Annotated in this window: 11 protein-coding genes and 3 rRNA genes; 2 read left to right on the plus strand and 12 right to left on the minus strand. The window is 73.0% G+C overall.

The window, feature by feature from the left end; translation table 11 throughout:
- The first annotated feature begins 164 nt into the window (after window positions 1–164).
- Window positions 165–1,055 carry a TetR/AcrR family transcriptional regulator gene (locus JOD57_RS01900; protein WP_307824373.1) on the plus strand — a complete coding sequence of 297 codons (891 nt, stop codon included), beginning with the start codon at window positions 165–167 and terminating at the stop codon, window positions 1,053–1,055.
- Between the two features lie 694 nt (window positions 1,056–1,749).
- On the opposite strand, the gene JOD57_RS01905 is transcribed toward JOD57_RS01900, so the two are convergent.
- From JOD57_RS01905 to JOD57_RS01935, 7 genes are all read right to left on the minus strand, one after another.
- A complete protein-coding gene (locus JOD57_RS01905; protein ID WP_204690362.1) occupies window positions 1,750–2,466 on the minus strand; it encodes a class I SAM-dependent methyltransferase in 717 nt (238 codons plus the stop codon).
- Between the two features lie 154 nt (window positions 2,467–2,620).
- On the minus strand, window positions 2,621–4,531 hold the full coding sequence (gene recN, locus JOD57_RS01910; RefSeq protein ID WP_307824374.1) for a DNA repair protein RecN: 1,911 nt from the start codon (window positions 4,529–4,531) through the stop codon (window positions 2,621–2,623).
- A complete protein-coding gene (locus JOD57_RS01915; RefSeq protein ID WP_204690363.1) occupies window positions 4,506–5,564 on the minus strand; it encodes an NAD kinase in 1,059 nt (352 codons plus the stop codon). Before JOD57_RS01915 ends, recN begins: the two co-directional genes overlap by 26 nt.
- Window positions 5,565–5,652: 88 nt before the next feature.
- Window positions 5,653–6,450, minus strand: coding sequence for a TlyA family RNA methyltransferase (locus tag JOD57_RS01920; RefSeq protein ID WP_204690364.1), 798 nt, complete (start codon window positions 6,448–6,450; stop codon window positions 5,653–5,655).
- Window positions 6,450–6,767: a hypothetical protein gene (locus JOD57_RS01925; protein WP_204690365.1), complete on the minus strand. Its 318-nt coding sequence runs from the start codon at window positions 6,765–6,767 to the stop codon at window positions 6,450–6,452. The genes JOD57_RS01920 and JOD57_RS01925 overlap by 1 nt, the downstream gene beginning before the upstream one ends.
- Before the next feature lie 320 nt (window positions 6,768–7,087).
- Window positions 7,088–8,182, minus strand: coding sequence for an HAD-IIA family hydrolase (locus JOD57_RS01930; protein ID WP_204690366.1), 1,095 nt, complete (start codon window positions 8,180–8,182; stop codon window positions 7,088–7,090).
- Between the two features lie 23 nt (window positions 8,183–8,205).
- Window positions 8,206–8,637, minus strand: a complete 432-nt coding sequence (locus JOD57_RS01935; RefSeq protein ID WP_204690367.1) for a tetratricopeptide repeat protein — start codon at window positions 8,635–8,637, stop codon at window positions 8,206–8,208.
- 111 nt (window positions 8,638–8,748) lie between these two features.
- On the opposite strand from JOD57_RS01935, the gene JOD57_RS01940 reads away from it, so the two are divergent.
- On the plus strand, window positions 8,749–10,080 hold the full coding sequence (locus JOD57_RS01940) for a DUF1015 domain-containing protein (protein WP_204690368.1): 1,332 nt from the start codon (window positions 8,749–8,751) through the stop codon (window positions 10,078–10,080).
- Between the two features lie 36 nt (window positions 10,081–10,116).
- Here JOD57_RS01940 and JOD57_RS01945 read toward each other — a convergent pair whose 3' ends face one another.
- The 5 genes from JOD57_RS01945 to JOD57_RS01965 form a co-directional block, all read right to left on the minus strand.
- Complete coding sequence (locus tag JOD57_RS01945; RefSeq protein ID WP_204690369.1) at window positions 10,117–10,476, minus strand: single-stranded DNA-binding protein; 360 nt, start codon at window positions 10,474–10,476, stop codon at window positions 10,117–10,119.
- 99 nt (window positions 10,477–10,575) lie between these two features.
- A complete protein-coding gene (locus tag JOD57_RS01950) occupies window positions 10,576–11,457 on the minus strand; it encodes a hypothetical protein (RefSeq protein ID WP_204690370.1) in 882 nt (293 codons plus the stop codon).
- Between the two features lie 1,200 nt (window positions 11,458–12,657).
- Window positions 12,658–12,774, minus strand: a 5S ribosomal RNA gene (gene rrf / locus JOD57_RS01955).
- Between the two features lie 148 nt (window positions 12,775–12,922).
- Window positions 12,923–16,080 (minus strand): 23S ribosomal RNA (locus JOD57_RS01960).
- A gap of 554 nt (window positions 16,081–16,634) precedes the next feature.
- A 16S ribosomal RNA gene (locus JOD57_RS01965) occupies window positions 16,635–18,159 on the minus strand.
- Together the 16S, 23S and 5S rRNA genes form the textbook arrangement of a ribosomal RNA operon.
- Window positions 18,160–18,321 lie beyond the last annotated feature (162 nt).

Raw genomic sequence — 18,321 nt, forward strand, 5'->3', positions numbered from 1 at the left:
TGACGCATGCTCCCACGGGGCCCTCGGAGACCTGCCGTCCGACGCGCATCGGCGACGACCCGGTCACGGAGGGTGTCCGACACCACGGACAGGGCGACACGCCCGGCGCTCCTGCACCACCTGCCGCGCCGGAGCTCCCAGCTCCGCTGGCTAGCGTCGCCGCCGTGACACGTGGGGCTCCAGCTGCCAGCGTCCCGGCGACCCCGCCCGGGGCCGCGGACGACGCGCGGACGCCCCTGCCCCCGCCGGTCATGCGCGCGGTGCCCGGCGGCGCCGCTCCGGCACCGGCCCTCCCGCCGCCGGCCGCCGCGCCGCCTGCCGCCGCGCCTCCTGTCGCTGCGCCCGTCGACCCGGCCCCCGAGCCGCCCGCCGTCGACCCGGCCCCCGAGCCGGTCGCCGGTGAGCGCGCCCCCGGCCGGCGCCGGGGCGCCGGGGTGCGCGAGCAGCGCCGGCTGGAGACCCGCGACCGGATCGTCGAGGCGGCCGCGCAGCTGTTCGCCGAGCGCGGCTTCGACGCGGTCAGCGTCGTCGAGATCGCCCAGCGCGCCGGCGTCGTGGAGAAGACGGTGTTCAACCACTTCCCGGTCAAGGAGGGGCTGGTCCTGTCCACCGACCCGCCGATGCGCGCCGCCCTGCTGGGCGCCGTCGCGTCACGGCCGGCCGGTGAGTCGGTGGCCGCGGCCGCGGGGACCTTCCTGGTCTCGGCGATGACGCAACTGGGGGTCCCGGAGGCCGCCGAGGGCGTGGCGGCGATGGCCCGGGTGGTGCGGGGCTCGCGGACGCTGCAGGTCCGCGAGCGGGAGATCCTCGGCGAGCTGACCACCGCGCTGGCCGCGCAGATCCGCGAGGAGACCGGCGCGCCGGCCGGGGCGGTGGAGCCCGAGCTGACCGCCTCGGCGGTCACCGCCCTCTACGGCCGGCTGCTGGAGCTCGCCCGCGACCGGGTGCTGGCCGGCGTCACCGGACCGGACCTCGCCGGCGAGCTGCGCGCGGCGGGGCGGCGCGGCCTGTCGCTGCTGCAGTTCGGGCTCGCCGGGTACGCCAAGCGGCGCTGACCCCGTCGGACTCGCGGACGACACCGCGGGTCCACCCGTCCGGCTGCCCCGCGGGCGGCCCGGCTCCGGCTGTCTCCGGCTCCGTGACCACCCCGAAGCGGACGGCGGTCCTCACCTGCGCAGCCGCCGTCGTGGCGTCGAGGTGGCCGCGGCATCGCTGACCGACCGCCACGGCGGGATCGCGTTCTCCGGGTCCGTGCGGGTCACCCGCTCCGCCGTCACCGTGGGGCCGCCGCCGCTGCCGGGGGTCCGTGGCCGCCGACTGCGCCCTCCCCGACGACGGCTCGGTGCGGACGCTCGCGCTGGAGGTCGGCTTCGCCGACACCTCGGGCCGGGGGATGTCCGGGCTGGCCCTGGACGTCACGCTGACCGCGGCCGACGGCGGCCCGCCCCGCCCGGGCACCGCCGTCCTCGCCGGGTCCTCGGTGCCCGGCACCCGCTGGTGCCAGGGGACGGCCACGCCCACCACGGAGGGCATCGGGACGGGCCCCGGGACCGGCTCTGCGGCCACCGTGGTCGTGTACGTCGTCGCCCGGGACGCGGCGCCGACGAGTGACCTGGTGGTGCGGCTGGACCGGCTCCGCAACGAGGCCGGCTCGAACGCCACGGTCCCGTGGGACGAGGTCACCGTGGCGTCGGGCGCCTGCGCCGACGACGCGTCGGCGCTCTGCCTGCCCTCGGCTGACGCGGGGGCTCAGACCTCCAGCTGCAGTGCGTGCAGCAGCTGGTCGGCGCGGTCGCCGGGGATCGCGGGGTCCCGCGTGAGCAGCGCGACGGCGACCATGTACTCGTCGTCACCGGCCCAGCCGCGGCCCTCGGCGACGAGCCGCCGGACGTGCTCGCGCACCTTGGGCTCGCTGCTGTAGGGGCCGTAGTCCAGCCCCATCGCGAGGAAGTTGACCACCCGGTAGCCGAGGTCGGCCGCCGTCGTCAGCGTGGTGACCGGGTCGGCGTAGCTGGCGACGGCGGTGATCACGTTGTCGTAGCCGGCCTTGAGCAGCTGCAGCGTCAGGTCGTTGCCGCGCACCCCGCCCCACAGCTCGGGCATGAGGATGTCGCGGTCGGGCGCCGGGATGTAGGGCGGGTTGGCGATCGCCGTGCTCACCGGCTCGCCGCCCACCGCGTCGGCCTGGTCGAAGAAGTCGCCGAGCTCGACGGTGTAGCGGTCGGACACGCCGCGCTCGGCGATGTTGGCCCGGGCGCTCTCGACGGAGTCGGCGCTGATGTCGTAGCTGTGCACGCGCAGGCCCGGCAAGCCCGCGACGACGTCGGCGATGGCCGAGGCGTCACCGGTGCCCAGCTCGACGACCGGAGCGGACTGCCACCCCAGCTGCTCGCGGTACTGCTGCAGCAGCATGCAGACGGAGAAGCCGTAGTGCGCCGACTCGTCGGCGGAGTCGAAGCAGCTCATCGCACGCCCCCGGCACGGCGGGCCCGGGCGACCGGGCGGGACGGGTTCGGGGTCGGCTTCAGCGCACGCACGACGGCGACCTACCCGTCCCGGGTGATCCACACTCCTGCGTTCCACCACCCGGTCGTGTGCCACGCTTCGGCCGCTGCGCCGCTCAGTCCACCCGCGCCGCGGCGGCGACGGCGATCAGCTCCCGCGCGTGCGCCTGGCCGGTGTCGCTGTCGGCCAGGCCGGAGAGCATGCGGGCCAGCTCGCGGATCCGGTCCTCGCCGTCGACGGCGCGGATGTCGGTGGCGGTGACCCCGGCGGCGGTGTCCGGGGACTTGTCGACGACGAGGTGGGTGTCGGCGAAGGCCGCGACCTGCGCGAGGTGGGTGACGACGACGACCTGGTGCTCGCGCGCCAGCCGGGCCAGCCGCCGGCCGATCTCACCGGCCGCCTGGCCGCCGACGCCGGCGTCGACCTCGTCGAACACCATCACCGGCACCGGGTCGGCGCCGGCGAACACGACCTCGATGGCCAGCATGACCCGCGAGAGCTCACCACCGGAGGCGCCGCGGTGCACCGGCCGCGGCGGGGCTCCGGGGTGCGCGGCCATGAGCAGCGCGACCTCGTCGACGCCGTCGGGGCCGGGCTCGCCGGGGTGGCTGTCGATCGAGAAGGACACCCGGGCGCTCTTCATCGCCAGGCCGGCCAGTTCCCGGCCCACCTCCGCGGCGAACCCGTCGGCGGCGGCGCGGCGCCCGGCCGACACCCGGGCCCCGAGGTCGTCGACCTCGGCGCGGGCGGTGTCGCGGGCGGCCTCGAGCGCCTCGAGCGCCTCGTCGGAGACGTCGAGCTCCCCGAGCTTGCGCCGGGCGTCGTCGGCCCAGGCCAGCACGCCGGCCAGCCCCTCCCCCGGGTCGGCGTACTTGCGCACCAGCGCGGTGATCGCCGCCCGCCGGTCGAGCACCTCGGCCAGCCGCGCGGGGTCGGCGTCGAGGTCGGCGACGTACCCGGCCAGCTGCACCGACACGTCCGAGACCACGGCGACGGCGTCGGCGAGGTCGCGGGCCAGCAGCACCAGCGCGGGGTCGTCGGTGTGCGCGAGCGCCCGCTCGGCGCCGGCCAGGGCCGCGGTGGCGTCCTGCGGCAGCCCCTCGGCGCCGAGGTCGCCGGTGACGTCGCCGACCAGGGCCATCCGTGCCTCGTCGACGGCGGCGCGCAGCGCGTCGGCGTCGCCGAGCCGCCTGGCCTGGGCGTCGAGCGCCTCGTCCTCGCCGGGCTCTGGCGCGAGGCCCTCGATCTCCTCCAGGCCGTGCCGCAGCACCTCGGCGGCCTGCGCCAGCTCGCGGGCCTGGCCGCGGCGGCGGTCGAGGTCGGCGGCCAGCTCCCGCCAGCGGGCGTAGGCGGCGCGGTAGGTCTCGAGCAGCTGCAGGTGGGCGGCGCCGGCGTAGCGGTCGAGGGCGTGGCGCTGCTCGGCCGGGCGGGACAGCCGCAGCTGGTCGCTCTGCCCGTGCACCGCCAGCAGTCCCTCGGCCAGCTCGGACACCACACCGACGGGCACGCTGCGCCCGCCGAGGTGCGCCCGCGACCGGCCCTCGGCGCTGACCGTGCGGGCGAGGATGAGGCTGCCGTCGTCGTCGGGCTCGGCGCCGGCGTCGGCGGCCCGCGCCCACACCGGGGAGTCCGGCGGCAGCTCCAGGCGGCCCTCCACCCCAGCCCGGCCGGTGGCGCGCACCCGCCCGGGGTCGGCGCGGCCGCCGAAGAGCAGCGTCAGCCCGGTGACCACCATCGTCTTGCCGGCGCCGGTCTCGCCGGTGACCACGGTCAGGCCGCGGCCGAGCTCGAGGGTCACGTCGTCGATGGCGCCGAGCCCGCGGATGCGCAGCTCGGTGAGCCGGCCCCGGCCGTCGTCGGACGCGCGCCGGGCCGGCGCGCCGCCGTCCACGGCGACGTCGGCCGGTGCGGGAGCCGGGATCCCCCCGGCCGGGGCGGTCCGGGTCTCCTCGGCCGGGGCGATGCCGGCGCGGCCGCTGCGGCCGCTGCGGCCGCTGCGCTCACGCGTCGGGGTCCGCGGCGCCACCGCGCACCTCCTCCCGGGTCGGTGCTGCCGCGGCGTCCGCGCCGGGCAGCGAGACGACGTCGCGCATCAGCACGTTGCGGGAGGGCCGCAGCTCGTGGCCCGGGTCGTGCCGCCGGGCGTCGCGGAACCCGCGCACGGGCAGGCCGAACTTGGCCACCAGCCGGTCGCCGAAGGCGCCCGGGTGCACCCGGGCGATGCGCACCGGCCGGGCGGCGCGGCGCACGTCGACGCGGCCGCCGTCGGGCACGTCGAGGGCGCGCCGGCCGTCGGCGGAGACCCGGGCGCGGTTGCCGTCGGGCGGGATGGCCACCGAGAGCACCGAGTCCGGCGAGGTGACCAGCGGCCGGCCGAACAGGGCGTGGGCGTTGGACGGGACCAGCAGCAGCGCCTCGACGTCGGGCCACACCACCGGGCCGCCCGCGGAGAACGCGTAGGCGGTCGAGCCGGTGGGGGTGGCGAAGAGCAGTCCGTCGCAGCCGAAGCTGGTCAGCGGCCGGCCGTCGACGGCGATGACGACGTCGAGGACGCGCGACCGCTCGGCCTTCTCCACCGAGACCTCGTTGAGCGCCCAGGTGCCGCCGACGACGCCGCCGGCCGCGTCGAGGACGTCGACCTCGATGGCCAGGCGCTTCTCCACCGAGTACTCGCAGCCCTCGATGGCCGTCAGCGTCTCCTCGACCGCCTCGGGCTCGGTCTCGGCGAGGAAGCCGACGCGGCCGAGGTTGACCCCCATGAGCGCGGCGTGGCTGTAGCGGGCTAGCTCGGCGGCGCGCAGGAAGGTGCCGTCACCGCCGAAGACCATGACGATCTCGGCTCCGCGGGCGGCCTCGGCGTCGGTGGGGACGACCTCGGCCCCCTCGATCCGCAGCTCGGCGGCCTCGTCGGCGAGCACCCGCACGGTGATGCCGGCGCGCGCGAGCCGCGCGGCGGAGCTGCGGGCGAGCTCGACGATGTCCTGCCGCCCGGTGTGCACCGCCAGCAGCACGTGCCGCCCGCCGCCGGGACGCCACTCGGACTGGCCGGCCTCGCTCATCGGTCCTCCTCGCTGTGCGTCGTGGGACGCCGTCGGTCCCCAGCGTGCTCCTGCCACGCCACCGGCGTCGTGGTGGGGCGGGTGGCGTTCACCGCGGTCCCTCCTCGACGGCGCGCAGCACGTCGTCCTCCCGGGGCCGGCCGGCGTCGCGCCGCAGCCACAGGAAGAACTCGACGTTGCCGGCCGGGCCGGGCAGCGGGCTGGCGACGACGCCGGCGGTCCCCCAGCCCAGGTCGGCGGCGGCCGTGGCCACCTCCAGGACGGCGGCCGCGCGGGCGGCCGGGTCGCGGACGACGCCGCCGGCCCCCAGCCGCTCCCGGCCGACCTCGAACTGCGGCTTGACCATGGGCAGCAGGTCGGCGCCGTCGGTGGCACACGCGGTGAGCGCGGGCAGGACCAGCCGCAGGGAGATGAAGGAGAGGTCGGCGACGACCAGGTCGGCGGGGCCGTGGATCTGCTCGGGCGTCAGCGTCCGGACGTTGGTGCGCTCGTGCACCCGCACCCGCTCGTCGGTGCGCAGCGACCAGGCCAGCTCGCCGTAGCCGACGTCGACGGCGACGACCTCGCACGCCCCGCGGGTGAGCAGCACCTCGGTGAAGCCGCCGGTGGAGGCGCCGGCGTCCAGCGCGCGGCGGCCCTCGACCGGCACCGGGAACGCCTGCAGGGCACCGAGCAGCTTGTGCGCGCCGCGGGAGACCCAGCGGTGCTCGTCGGGATCGGTGCGGACGACCACCGGCGTGCCGGCGTCCACGCCGGTCGCCGGCTTGGTGGCCGCCCGGCCCGACACGGCCACGCGGCCCTCGGCGATCAGCTCGACGGCGTGCTCCCGGGAGCGTGCCAGGCCGCGGCGCACGAGCTCGGCGTCCAGCCGGCTGCGACGGGCCATCAGAGCTGGTCGATCGTGGCGAGCTCGCGCTGCAGGCGGTCGTGCTCGGCCTCGAAGACGGCGACGTGCTCGGCGACCGGACGCCCGGCGAGCCCGGCGTACGGGCCGCTCGCGCCCTCGCTCCCGGCACCGGGGCTCCCGGCACCGTCGCGGCCGGCGGCCGGCGCCCCACCCGCAGCGCCCTCGGGGTCCACGCGCCCGGGCCGCCCGGTACCGGTCGCCGCGGAGCCGGCCGCTGCCGCACCGGTCGCCGGCCGACCGGCGGGACCGGGCCGCGGCGGGCCGGGGACCGGACGCGGTCGGCTCGGCTCGGTCATGGCGCGCACCTCTCGGACGGGGAGCGGGACGGGGACGGGACGGGGGGTCGCCAGGCGGGCGGCACCGGCACGGCGGAGAGGCAGAGGACTGCGATCCCTCCGGCCCGCGAGGGTACCGGCCGGGGACGACACCGACAGGGGCTCGAACGGGATCGACGGCCTCCCGCGGGCCGCCCGGCGCGGACGCGGCCGGGCGCCCGTCCCACCTGCCTCCCGGCCGCCTGGCCGACCCCGAGGAGGGCTGCTGGCCCTGGGGCCGCGTGCGCGGGCAGGCCGGGCTGCGCGACGTGCTGCGGCTGCGCTCGCCGCGCCGCCGGGCGTCACGGCTCGGCCAGCCCCCAGCCGGCGAGCGCGGTCCGGGCCTCCTCGTCACGGGCCCGCACCTGCGCCGGCGCACCCCCGGGCGCCCGCGTCCAGGACGCCAGGCACAGGGCGCGCAGCCCGTCGAGCCCGTCGCCGTCCCCTGGCGCACCGCCTCCGGACACGCCGTCGCCGACCACGCTCAGCTCCAGTGGGCCGGTGCCGTCGGCGGTCGCCAGCCAGCGGCCGCACCGCCAGCCCGCGCCGTCGGGGACGACCGGCGGGTGCGGCACGAGCAGCCCGGCCGCGTCCGCCGCGAGCAGGTCGGGCCGGTGCAGGGGGCCGGCGGCGAGCAGCGTGGCCGGGTCGCAGACACCGCTGAGCACCAGCAGGCTCGCCGCCCCCGCACGGTGACTGCCCTCGATGTCGGTGTCCAGCCGGTCACCGACGACCACCGGCCGCTCGGCGCCGGTCCGCCGGACGCACTCGGCGTGCATCGCCGGGTCCGGCTTCCCGGTGATCAGCGGCGGGCGGCCGGTGACGTCCCGGACCACGCCGACCATCGCGCCGTTGCCCGGCAGCGGCCCGCGGGGCGAGGGGATCGTGGCGTCGGCGTTGGTGGCCACGTGCCGGGCGCCGTTGCGGACGGCGACGACGGCCTCGGCCAGCTGCGCCCAGCCCACCTCCCGGCCGTAGCCCTGCACGACCGCGGCTGGCGCGTCCTCGGCGCGGGCGACGACGGTCAGTCCCGCCGCGCGCAGTGCCGTGGCCACGCCCGGGCCACCCACCGGCAGCACGCGCGCACCCTCACCGAGCATCCCGGCCACCACCGACGCCGCCGCCTGGGAGCTGGTGATGACCTCGTCGGGCCGGGCGGGGACGCCGAGGTCGGTGAGGTGGTGCGCGACCTCCTCCGGCGGGCGGGCGGCGTTGTTGGTGACGAAGCCCAGGCGCATGCCCGCCCCCCGGGCCGCCGCCAGCGCCTCCGGGACGCCCGGCACCGCGTCGGGACCGACGTAGACGACGCCGTCGAGGTCGAGCAGCGCGACGTCGTGGACCTCGGTGGGCGGACGGTCGCAGCCGGCCGCGAGGCGTGGACGGTGCGCCCCGCTCACGGCCCCGGAGACCGGGCCGGGGCTCACGCCGGCCCCGGTCCGGCGGCGCGCCGGGCCCGGACCCCGCGGAGGGCGCGCGCGTAGTGCCCGAGGTCGGGACGCATCGCCACCGCCAGCGCCAGGTGCTCGGCCGCCAGGTCCAGCTGCCCGGCGCGGCTGGCGGCCATGCCGAGGCCGAACTGGGCGTAGTCGTCGGTGGGGTTGACCGCGGTCAGCTCGGTGAAGCTGTCGATGGCCTCGCGGTAGCGCCCGGTGTCGTACTGGGCGCGGGCCAGGGCCTCGAGCACGCTGCGGGAGCCCGGCTCGGCCTCCGCCGCGCGTGCGAGCAGGGTCGCCGCGGCCGCCGGGTCACCACTGGCCAGCAGGTCCAGGCCCCGCCGGTACCACTCGTACACCCCGCCCCCGGGAGCACCCTCGTCCGTGGTGCCTCCCGGCGGGGTCCCTGCTGTCGACACCGCTGTCCTCCCGCTCCTCCGACCGCCGTGCGCGGCCGGCACGCCGGGCGGCCCGGGCGCCCGGGCCGGTCGGGGCGGCAGACCGCGACGGACGGCTCCTACGATCCCGTCGTGCACGCGACGTCGGCGGGACCCCCGCCCCCCGCAGCGACGGGACTGGACGTCCGGCCCTTCCGCGCCCTGACCTACACGCACTGCGACCCCGGGCACCTGGCCCGGGTGAGCTCGCCAGCCTACGACCTGGTGACCCCGGACGGTCGTGACCGCCTGGCCGCCGCCGACCCGCACAACATCGTCCGCCTCATCCTGCCGGGCGGCACGTCCGGTGCCGGCACCGCCGGGGCACCCGACGGCGACGGCACCCTGGTGCGGAACGGCGACGGACAGGCCGTCCACGCGGCACGCACCCTGCGCGAGTGGGTGGACGGCGGAGTCCTCGTCCGCGACGAGCTGTCCGCGTTCTGGCTGTACGAGATGCAGCCGGCCGGGGGGCCGGTCACGGTCGGCTGGCTGGGCGCGGTCTCGGTCGCCGGCGGCGGGCGGGCGGTGCTGCCGCACGAGGACACCTTCCCGGCGGCCGTCGAGGGCCGGCGGGCGCTGCTGGCGGCCACGGCCACCGACCTGGAGCCGATCGTCCTGGCGCACGACCCGGAGGCGGAGGTCGCCGAGCTGACCCGCGAGGCCCTGGGTGGCGTGCCCGCGATGGAGGTCGCCGATCCCGACGGTGTCCGCCACCGGCTGTGGCGGGTGACCGACGGCGGCGTGCTGCGGCGGCTGACCGGCGCACTCGGACGCACGGGCGCGGTCATCGCCGACGGCCACCACCGCTTCGCCGCTGCCCAGGCGCTGCACCGGACCCACCCCGACGGCGACTGCCGCGTGCTGGCGCTGCTCACCCCCATGGGCACCGGGGGGTTGCGGGTCGAGGCGATCCACCGGGTGGTGCCGGACCTGTCGCTCGGGGAGGCCGCGGCGGCGGCCGCACGGGGGTTCACGATCACGGAGCTGTCCCCGCCCGGCGGGCCGGGTGCCCCCGCCGCGGCCGTCGACGCCCTGCTGGACGCCTCCGGCGAGGGGGCCTACCTGCTCACCGACGGCCGGCGGCTGCTGCGGCTGAGCGACCCCTCGCCCGGCGTGCGCGCCACGGTCCCCGCCGAGGCGCCCGCCGCCTGGCGCCGGCTGGACGTCGTCCTGGCCACCACCGGACTGGTCACCGGGCTCTGGGGACGGCCGGACGACCCGGCGTCCCTGCTGGTCGCCCACGACGTGTCCGAGGCGCTCCGTCTCGCGGGCGAGCGCTCGGGCGTCGCCCTGCTGCTGCGACCGCCGTCCCCCGCCGACGTCGCCGCGGTGGCCCGGGCCGGTGCCCGCATGCCGCGCAAGTCGACGCTGTTCGTGCCCAAGCCGCGCACCGGCCTGGTGCTGCGCCCGCACGCCGGCTGACGACCGGCCGTCCTCAGCCATGGGCCGGGCCGCCGTTCACGCGGTCCGGGCGGAGCCGCCCGCCGAGCTCCTCGGCACCTTGCGGCCACGCCGGCAGTTGACCTCGCACACCGAGGCCGTCCCGTTCGGGGTGCGCCAGAACCGGCGCTGCAGCGCACCCTCCACCTCGACCACGTCGCCGGCCTCCCAGGCCGCGACGCGCCGCTGCAGCGCCCGGTCGTAGGTGACGCACGTCAGCACGTCCACCGACGAACCGCGCGCCCGGGGCTCGGGCCGGCGCACCACCAGCCGGAAGGTCACCAGCTCGTCCCCGCTGGGCAGGGTCCTGTGCTCCGCCGGGGCCGACACCCGCCCGCGGAGCACCACGTCGTTCCGGTCGATCACTGCCACGCTCATGACGGCAGCCTGACCGGGCGCCGCGCCGTCCGGAGCCCGTCGGACCCGGTTGTGGACCCGGACCACCGGTGTGGACGGCGCGGCCGCTCCCGTCAGCGGTCAGTGCCCGGAGGTGTCGTCCGGCTCGACCTCGCCGAGCAGCTCGGCGACCTCCCGCTCGACGTCGGCGTCGATGTCCGGGTCGCCGGCCTCGGCGACGTCGTCGGTCGGTCCGACCCCGGTCCGGGAGGCGACGGGCGTCTCGCCGGTTGCGCGCGAGGACCCCTCGGCGTCCGTGGTGTCCGTGGTGTCCGCAGCGGGGACCGGGAGGTCCTCCTCGCCGAACGCGACGTCCTCGTCGTCCTCGGGTGAGGCAGCGGCGACCGCGTCGCGCCACGTCCCGGCCACCGGGTCGTCGGTGGCGGTCAGCAGGTCGGCGTAGGCCGCCGCGAGGCGTCGCGCGCTCTCGTCGGTGAGGTCCACGCCGGTCGGGGTCGGCCGACCGCCCAGCGCGCCCTCGAGCAGCAGGCGCGCCGCGGGGACCTCACCGAGGTCCTGCCGGGCCCCGGCCTCGACCAGCTGCAGCTCGACCGTCTCCCCGGCGTCGGGTGCCTCGGCGAGGGCCTCCCGCACCAGGCGAAGCGCCACCTCGGGACGGCCCAGTGCCCGCTCGCAGTCGGCCAGGACCGCCCGGTAACCGGCATCACCGCTCATCCGGCGGTACGCGCGCAGTTCCCGGGAAGCCTCGGCGTAGTCGCCGGCGTGGTAGGCCGCGACGCCGACCGCCTCGCGCACGACGGCGATCCGGGAGGCACGGTCCCGGGCCGCGCGGGCGTGGGCCAGCGCCTGCTCGGGGTCCTCGTCGACCAGGGCGCCCGCGGCGACGAGGTGGCGGGCCACCCGCTCGGCGTTCCGGGCGTCCAGGCCGCGCAGTGCCGAGCGCACGGACGGGTCGAGCTCCCGCGGGTCGGCCCAGTCGGGCAGGTCGGGTCTGGGCGCCACCGGCGGCGTCGGGTCGGTCCGCGCTCCCCGGTCAGCCGTGGGACGGCGTTCCCGCCAGTCCCCGCCGCCGGCGTGGTCCGGGCGCCCACCGCCGCTGCGCTGCGGACGGGCGCCGCCTCCCTCGGGCCGCCGGTCCCGACCGTCGGGACGCTGCCCTCCGCTGCGGGCCGGACGGTCCCCCTGCGGACGACGGTCGCGCCACTCGCCCCGGGCAGCACCCTGCGGGGCGTCCTGAGGCCGCGGTCGCCGGTCCTGCCACGTCCCCTCGCCGCGCGGCGCCCTCTCGTCCCGAGAGACGGTGGACCGCCCCGCGGCGGGACGGTCGGCGCCCGGTCGCCGGTCGCGCGACTCCGTACCTCGATCCCCCGACGGTCGTCGGTCGCGCCAGTCGCCCGACGGGCGCTCGCCGCCGGGCCGCCGGTCGCGCCAGCCACCACCCGACCCGCCGGACGGCCGCCGGTCGGTCCGCTCACCGTCAGGCCGTCCCCCGGCGGCCCCGCGGTACTGCCGGTCCCCGGCTCCTCGCTGGCCGGTGGGCCGGCGTTCGCGCCAGTCGCCGCCTGGGTGGTCCCCGCCGGGACGGCGGTCCCCGCCACCCCTCTCCCCGTACGCGGGACGCTCGGTGGAACGGGCCTGACCGCCACCGGGCCGGCGGTCCCGCCAGTCGCCCGCGGACCGCTCGCCGAACGCCGGGCGTTCGGTGCGCCCACCCTGGCCGCCGGGACGACGGTCCCGCCCCACGCCACCGGATCGCGCTCCGTACGCGGGGCGCTCGCTGCGCCCACCCGGGGCCCCACCGGAACGACCGCTCGGACCCGGGCGCCCGGTCCGGTCGGCACCTGCGCCGCGGGCTCGGGCGGGATCGCCGCCACGGTCGTCACGGCCGGTGGACCTGTCGACGCTCCCGCCACTGCCTGGCCGTCCCTGCCCGCCGGCAGCGTCGCGGCGGCCCGTTCCACCGGGACGACCGGTGGCCCGGGGTCCCTGACGGTCGTTTCGACCGGATCGGCTCTGGGCACGGTCGTTCGGGCCGTCGGGGCGGCCGCGTCCGGCGGAGCCGCGTCGGGGGGTCGTCATGTCGTGGTCAGTACCTCGCTCGGTGGGGCTGCACTCGTCGGCCAGCGTCGGGTGTCGGGCTCTGAACACGCGAAAACGGGGGTCGGAGCCCTAGGGCTCCGACCCCCGTTCCCGGGAATGGTTGTCCGGCGGTGTCCTACTCTCCCACCCCGTCTCCAGGGCAGTACCATCGGCGCTGAGAGGCTTAGCTTCCGGGTTCGGAAAGGGACCGGGCGTTTCCCTCTCGCCATGACCGCCGTAACACGACGAACGACCAACCGTCCGCCCCCGGGCCGCCACCGGGAAGGCGGGGGGGGGTGGTTGGGTGCGTTCAGAACCGCACAGTGGACGCGAGACACCCTCGATGAGCCTGTCCGGCCCATGAGTCTGCTTGACAGGAGTGGTGTGTGTGGTCAAGCCCTCGGCCTGTTAGTACCGGTCAGCTCCACACCTCGCGGTGCTTCCACTTCCGGCCTATCAACCCGCTGGTCTGGGCGGGGGCCTTACCCCATTGACTGGGTGAGAGACCTCATCTCGAAGCGAGCTTCCCGCTTAGATGCTTTCAGCGGTTATCCCTGCCGAACGTAGCCAACCAGCAGTGCACCTGGCGGTACAACTGGCACACCAGAGGTTCGTCCGTCCCGGTCCTCTCGTACTAGGGACAGCTCTTCTCAAGTCTCTTACGCGCACGGCGGATAGGGACCGAACTGTCTCACGACGTTCTAAACCCAGCTCGCGTACCGCTTTAATGGGCGAACAGCCCAACCCTTGGGACCTACTCCAGCCCCAGGATGCGACGAGCCGACATCGAGGTGCCAAACCATCCCGTCGATATGGACTCTTGGGGAAGATCAGCCTGTTATCCCCGGGGTACCTTTTATCCGTTGAGCGACACCGCTTCCACCTGCCGGTGCCGGGTCACTAGTCCCAGCTTTCGCTCCTGCTCGACCCGTCGGTCTCACAGTCAAGCTCCCTTGTGCACTTGCACTCGACACCTGATTGCCAACCAGGCTGAGGGAACCTTTGGGCGCCTCCGTTACATTTTGGGAGGCAACCGCCCCAGTTAAACTACCCACCTGACACTGTTCCTGATCCGGATCACGGACCGAGGTTAGACATCCAATTCGACCAGAGTGGTATTTCAACGGCGACTCCACGAACACTGGCGTGCCCGCTTCACGGTCTCCCACCTATCCTACACAAGCCGAACCGAACACCAATATCAAGCTGTAGTGAAGGTCCCGGGGTCTTTCCGTCCTGCCGCGCGTAACGAGCATCTTTACTCGTAGTGCAATTTCGCCGAGCCTGTGGTTGAGACAGCTGAGAAGTCGTTACGTCATTCGTGCAGGTCGGAACTTACCCGACAAGGAATTTCGCTACCTTAGGATGGTTATAGTTACCACCGCCGTTTACTGGCGCTTGAGTTCTGAGCTTCGCACACCCGAAGGGCGCACTAACCCGTCCCCTTAACGTTCCAGCACCGGGCAGGCGTCAGTCCGTATACATCGTCTTACGACTTCGCACGGACCTGTGTTTTTAGTAAACAGTCGCTTCTCACTGGTCTCTGCGGCCGGCCGGTGCTGCCCACTGCAAGAGTGTTCACACCCACCGGCCCCCCTTCTCCCGAAGTTACGGGGGCATTTTGCCGAGTTCCTTAACCACAGTTCGCTCGATCGCCTCGGTATTCTCTACCTGACCACCTGAGTTGGTTTGGGGTACGGGCCGCTCGGAACTCGCTAGAGGCTTTTCTCGGCAGCATAGGATCATCGGATTCGCCTCATTCGGCTATGCGTCAGGCCTCACCCTGCGTGCGGCGCGGATTTACCTACGCCACGGGCCACACCCTTGCACCGGTACTACCACTCACCGGCCCGACTACCTTCCTGCGTCACCCCATCGCTTGCCTACTACCAGTCCGGGTCCCCAGCTACTCCCACCCCACACCCGAAGGCGTGGAGCGGTTTCGGTGGGTCAGCATCGCTGGCCTGAGCATGGGCGTTCCTTCGCGGGTACGGGAATATCAACCCGTTGTCCATCGACTACGCCTGTCGGCCTCGCCTTAGGTCCCGACTCACCCTGGGCGGATTAGCCTGGCCCAGGAACCCTTGGTCTTCCGGCGGGGGAGGTTCTCACTCCCCTCTCGCTACTCATGCCTGCATTCTCACTCGCATGGCGTCCACGGCTGGATTCCTCCGCCGCTTCACCCGCCACACGACGCTCCCCTACCCACCCCACCACCTGGCCTCCGGTCCGAAGACAGAAGACGGGTGCACGGCGGAGTGCCACGGCTTCGGCGGTGTGCTTGAGCCCCGCTACATTGTCGGCGCGGAACCACTTGACCAGTGAGCTATTACGCACTCTTTCAAGGATGGCTGCTTCTAAGCCAACCTCCTGGTTGTCTCTGCGATCCCACATCCTTTTCCACTTAGCACACGCTTAGGGGCCTTAGCCGATGATCTGGGCTGTTTCCCTCTCGACTACGAACCTTATCGCCCGCAGTCTCACTGCCGCGCTCTCACTTACCGGCATTCGGAGTTTGGTTGACGTCAGTAACCTTGTGGGGCCCATCGGCCATCCAGTGCTCTACCTCCGGCAAGAAACACGCGACGCTGCACCTAAATGCATTTCGGGGAGAACCAGCTATCACCGAGTTTGATTGGCCTTTCACCCCTACCCACAGCTCATCCCCCAGGTTTTCAACCCTGGTGGGTTCGGTCCTCCACGCGGTCTTACCCGCGCTTCAACCTGGCCATGGGTAGATCACTCGGCTTCGGGTCTAGGACACGCGACTGTCGACACCGAAGTGCCACCGCCCTGTTCGGACTCGCTTTCGCTACGGCTACCCCCCACGGGTTAACCTCGCCACGTACCACTAACTCGCAGGCTCATTCTTCAAAAGGCACGCAATCACCGCCGCACACCCCAAGGTGCGCGCTTCACGGCTCTCACGGCTTGTAGGCACACGGTTTCAGGTACTATTTCACTCCCCTCCCGGGGTACTTTTCACCTTTCCCTCACGGTACTCGTCCGCTATCGGTCACCAGGGAGTATTCAGGCTTAGCGGGTGGTCCCGCCAGATTCACACCGAATTCCACGGGCTCGGTGCTACTTGGGATACGACTCGGGAGACGCAGCGTTTTCGGGTACGGGGCTCTCACCCTCTGCGGCGACCCCTTCCAGAGGCCTTCCCCTAACACTGACGCTTTCTCACTCCCCGCCCGGGCGGCAGCCCCGACAGAATCGTCCCACGACCCCGACCACACAACGCCTGCCGGCTATCACATGCGATCGGTTTAGCCTCATCCGCTTTCGCTCGCCACTACTCACGGAATCACGGTTGTTTTCTCTTCCTGTGGGTACTGAGATGTTTCACTTCCCCACGTTCCCTCCACACGCCCTATGTGTTCAGGCGCGGGTCACACCACATGACTGGTGCGGGGTTCCCCCATTCGGACACCCTCGGATCAACGCTCGGTTGGCAGCTCCCCGAGGCATATCGCAGCCTCCCACGTCCTTCATCGGCTCCTGGTGCCCAGGCATCCACCGTGTGCCCTCAACATCTTGGCCACACAAAAACCCACTCCAACCACCCACGAGGGGCAACCGGAGCGGGACACCTACAAGAAACTCGACCCCGCACGGACACTCCGGACGAACCGGAACCCCCGCGCGGGTCAAAAGATGCTCGCGTCCACTGTGCAGTTCTCAACGACCAACCAGTCACCTTCCGCACGACCCCACCAGACCCCACCCCACCGACCCGCCCACCGGCGGACCAACGAGACGAGCGATGTGAGACCAGGAAGGCCCCGGACCAGAGACAACCACCCCCCGCCCGCACCCGGCACACACCGGACACGACCACGGGGGCCCGTTCCCTCAGGACCCAACAGCGTGCCTACGACCGACCCACCCGCACCCACCCCGTTCCTCACCCCGTCCCCCCGCCAGGGGGCACGACGCCGTACTAGGAGCAGCCACCGGCTGCCGGCCGAACTGGTCAGCGTTCCACCCTCGAGCACCACCCCAACCACCCGCGGTTCCCCACAGTCGAGGACCCGTCGCGGGCCGGGCGCGGCTCTGCACCCACCGGCACAACCGATGAGCGAGATGCTCCTTAGAAAGGAGGTGATCCAGCCGCACCTTCCGGTACGGCTACCTTGTTACGACTTCGTCCCAATCGCCGATCCCGCCTTCGACGGCTCCCTCCCACGAGGGGTTGGGCCACCGGCTTCGGGCGTTACCGACTTTCGTGACGTGACGGGCGGTGTGTACAAGGCCCGGGAACGTATTCACCGCAGCGTTGCTGATCTGCGATTACTAGCGACTCCAACTTCATGGGGTCGAGTTGCAGACCCCAATCCGAACTGAGACCGGCTTTTTGGGATTCGCTCCACCTCGCGGTATCGCAGCCCTTTGTACCGGCCATTGTAGCATGTTTGCAGCCCTAGACATAAGGGGCATGATGATTTGACGTCATCCCCACCTTCCTCCGAGTTGACCCCGGCAGTCTCCCATGAGTCCCCACCATCACGTGCTGGCAACATGGAACGAGGGTTGCGCTCGTTGCGGGACTTAACCCAACATCTCACGACACGAGCTGACGACAACCATGCACCACCTGTGCACGACGCCAAAGGCACCCCGTATCTCTACGAGATTTCCGTGCATGTCAAGCCTAGGTAAGGTTCTTCGCGTTGCATCGAATTAAGCAACATGCTCCGCCGCTTGTGCGGGCCCCCGTCAATTCCTTTGAGTTTTAGCCTTGCGGCCGTACTCCCCAGGCGGGGCGCTTAATGCGTTAGCTGCGGCACGGAGACCGTGGAATGGCCCCCACACCTAGCGCCCAACGTTTACGGCGTGGACTACCAGGGTATCTAATCCTGTTCGCTCCCCACGCTTTCGCTCCTCAGCGTCAGTATCGGCCCAGAGACCCGCCTTCGCCACCGGTGTTCCTCCTGATATCTGCGCATTTCACCGCTACACCAGGAATTCCAGTCTCCCCTGCCGAACTCCAGTCCGCCCGTATCGACTGCAGGCCTGAGGTTGAGCCTCAGGTTTTCACAGCCGACGCGACGAACCGCCTACGAGCTCTTTACGCCCAATAATTCCGGACAACGCTTGCACCCTACGTATTACCGCGGCTGCTGGCACGTAGTTGGCCGGTGCTTCTTCTGCAGGTACCGTCACCTTCCGGCTTCGTCCCTGCTGAAAGAGGTTTACAACCCGAAGGCCGTCATCCCCCACGCGGCGTCGCTGCGTCAGGCTTCCGCCCATTGCGCAATATTCCCCACTGCTGCCTCCCGTAGGAGTCTGGGCCGTGTCTCAGTCCCAGTGTGGCCGGTCACCCTCTCAGGCCGGCTACCCGTCGTCGCCTTGGTAGGCCACTACCCCACCAACAAGCTGATAGGCCGCGGGCCCATCCCCAGCCGGAAACCCTTTCCACCACCAGACCATGCGGCCAGCAGAGGACATCCGGTATTAGCCCCAATTTCTTGGAGTTATCCCAGAGCCGGGGGCAGGTTGCCCACGTGTTACTCACCCGTTCGCCACTCATCACCACCCGAAGATGGATCAGCGTTCGACTTGCATGTGTTAAGCACGCCGCCAGCGTTCGTCCTGAGCCAGGATCAAACTCTCCGTAGATGATTTGACACCAGGCCGAGAACCGAGACCTGACAGATCTCGGACACACAACCTCAAAGAAACCCCCACCAGAACCCCGAAGGACCCCGGCACGAGGATTGTTACTTGGCACTGACTTTCGGCACGCTGTTGAGTTCTCAAGGAACGGACGCACACCAACTC

The sequence above is a fragment of the Geodermatophilus bullaregiensis genome, assembly GCF_016907675.1.
GTDB classification, from domain to species: domain Bacteria; phylum Actinomycetota; class Actinomycetes; order Mycobacteriales; family Geodermatophilaceae; genus Geodermatophilus; species Geodermatophilus bullaregiensis.

Bases quoted from the DNA above. Each gene is read 5' to 3' on its own strand.
- JOD57_RS01920 (WP_204690364.1), bottom strand. From the start codon at position 6,450: ATGGCCCGTCGCAGCCGGCTGGACGCCGAGCTCGTGCGCCGCGGCCTG.
- JOD57_RS01915 (WP_204690363.1), bottom strand. From the start codon at position 5,564: ATGAGCGAGGCCGGCCAGTCCGAGTGGCGTCCCGGCGGCGGGCGGCAC.
- JOD57_RS01945 (WP_204690369.1), bottom strand. From the start codon at position 10,476: ATGAGCGTGGCAGTGATCGACCGGAACGACGTGGTGCTCCGCGGGCGG.
- JOD57_RS01925 (WP_204690365.1), bottom strand. From the start codon at position 6,767: ATGACCGAGCCGAGCCGACCGCGTCCGGTCCCCGGCCCGCCGCGGCCC.
- JOD57_RS01905 (WP_204690362.1), bottom strand. From the start codon at position 2,466: ATGAGCTGCTTCGACTCCGCCGACGAGTCGGCGCACTACGGCTTCTCC.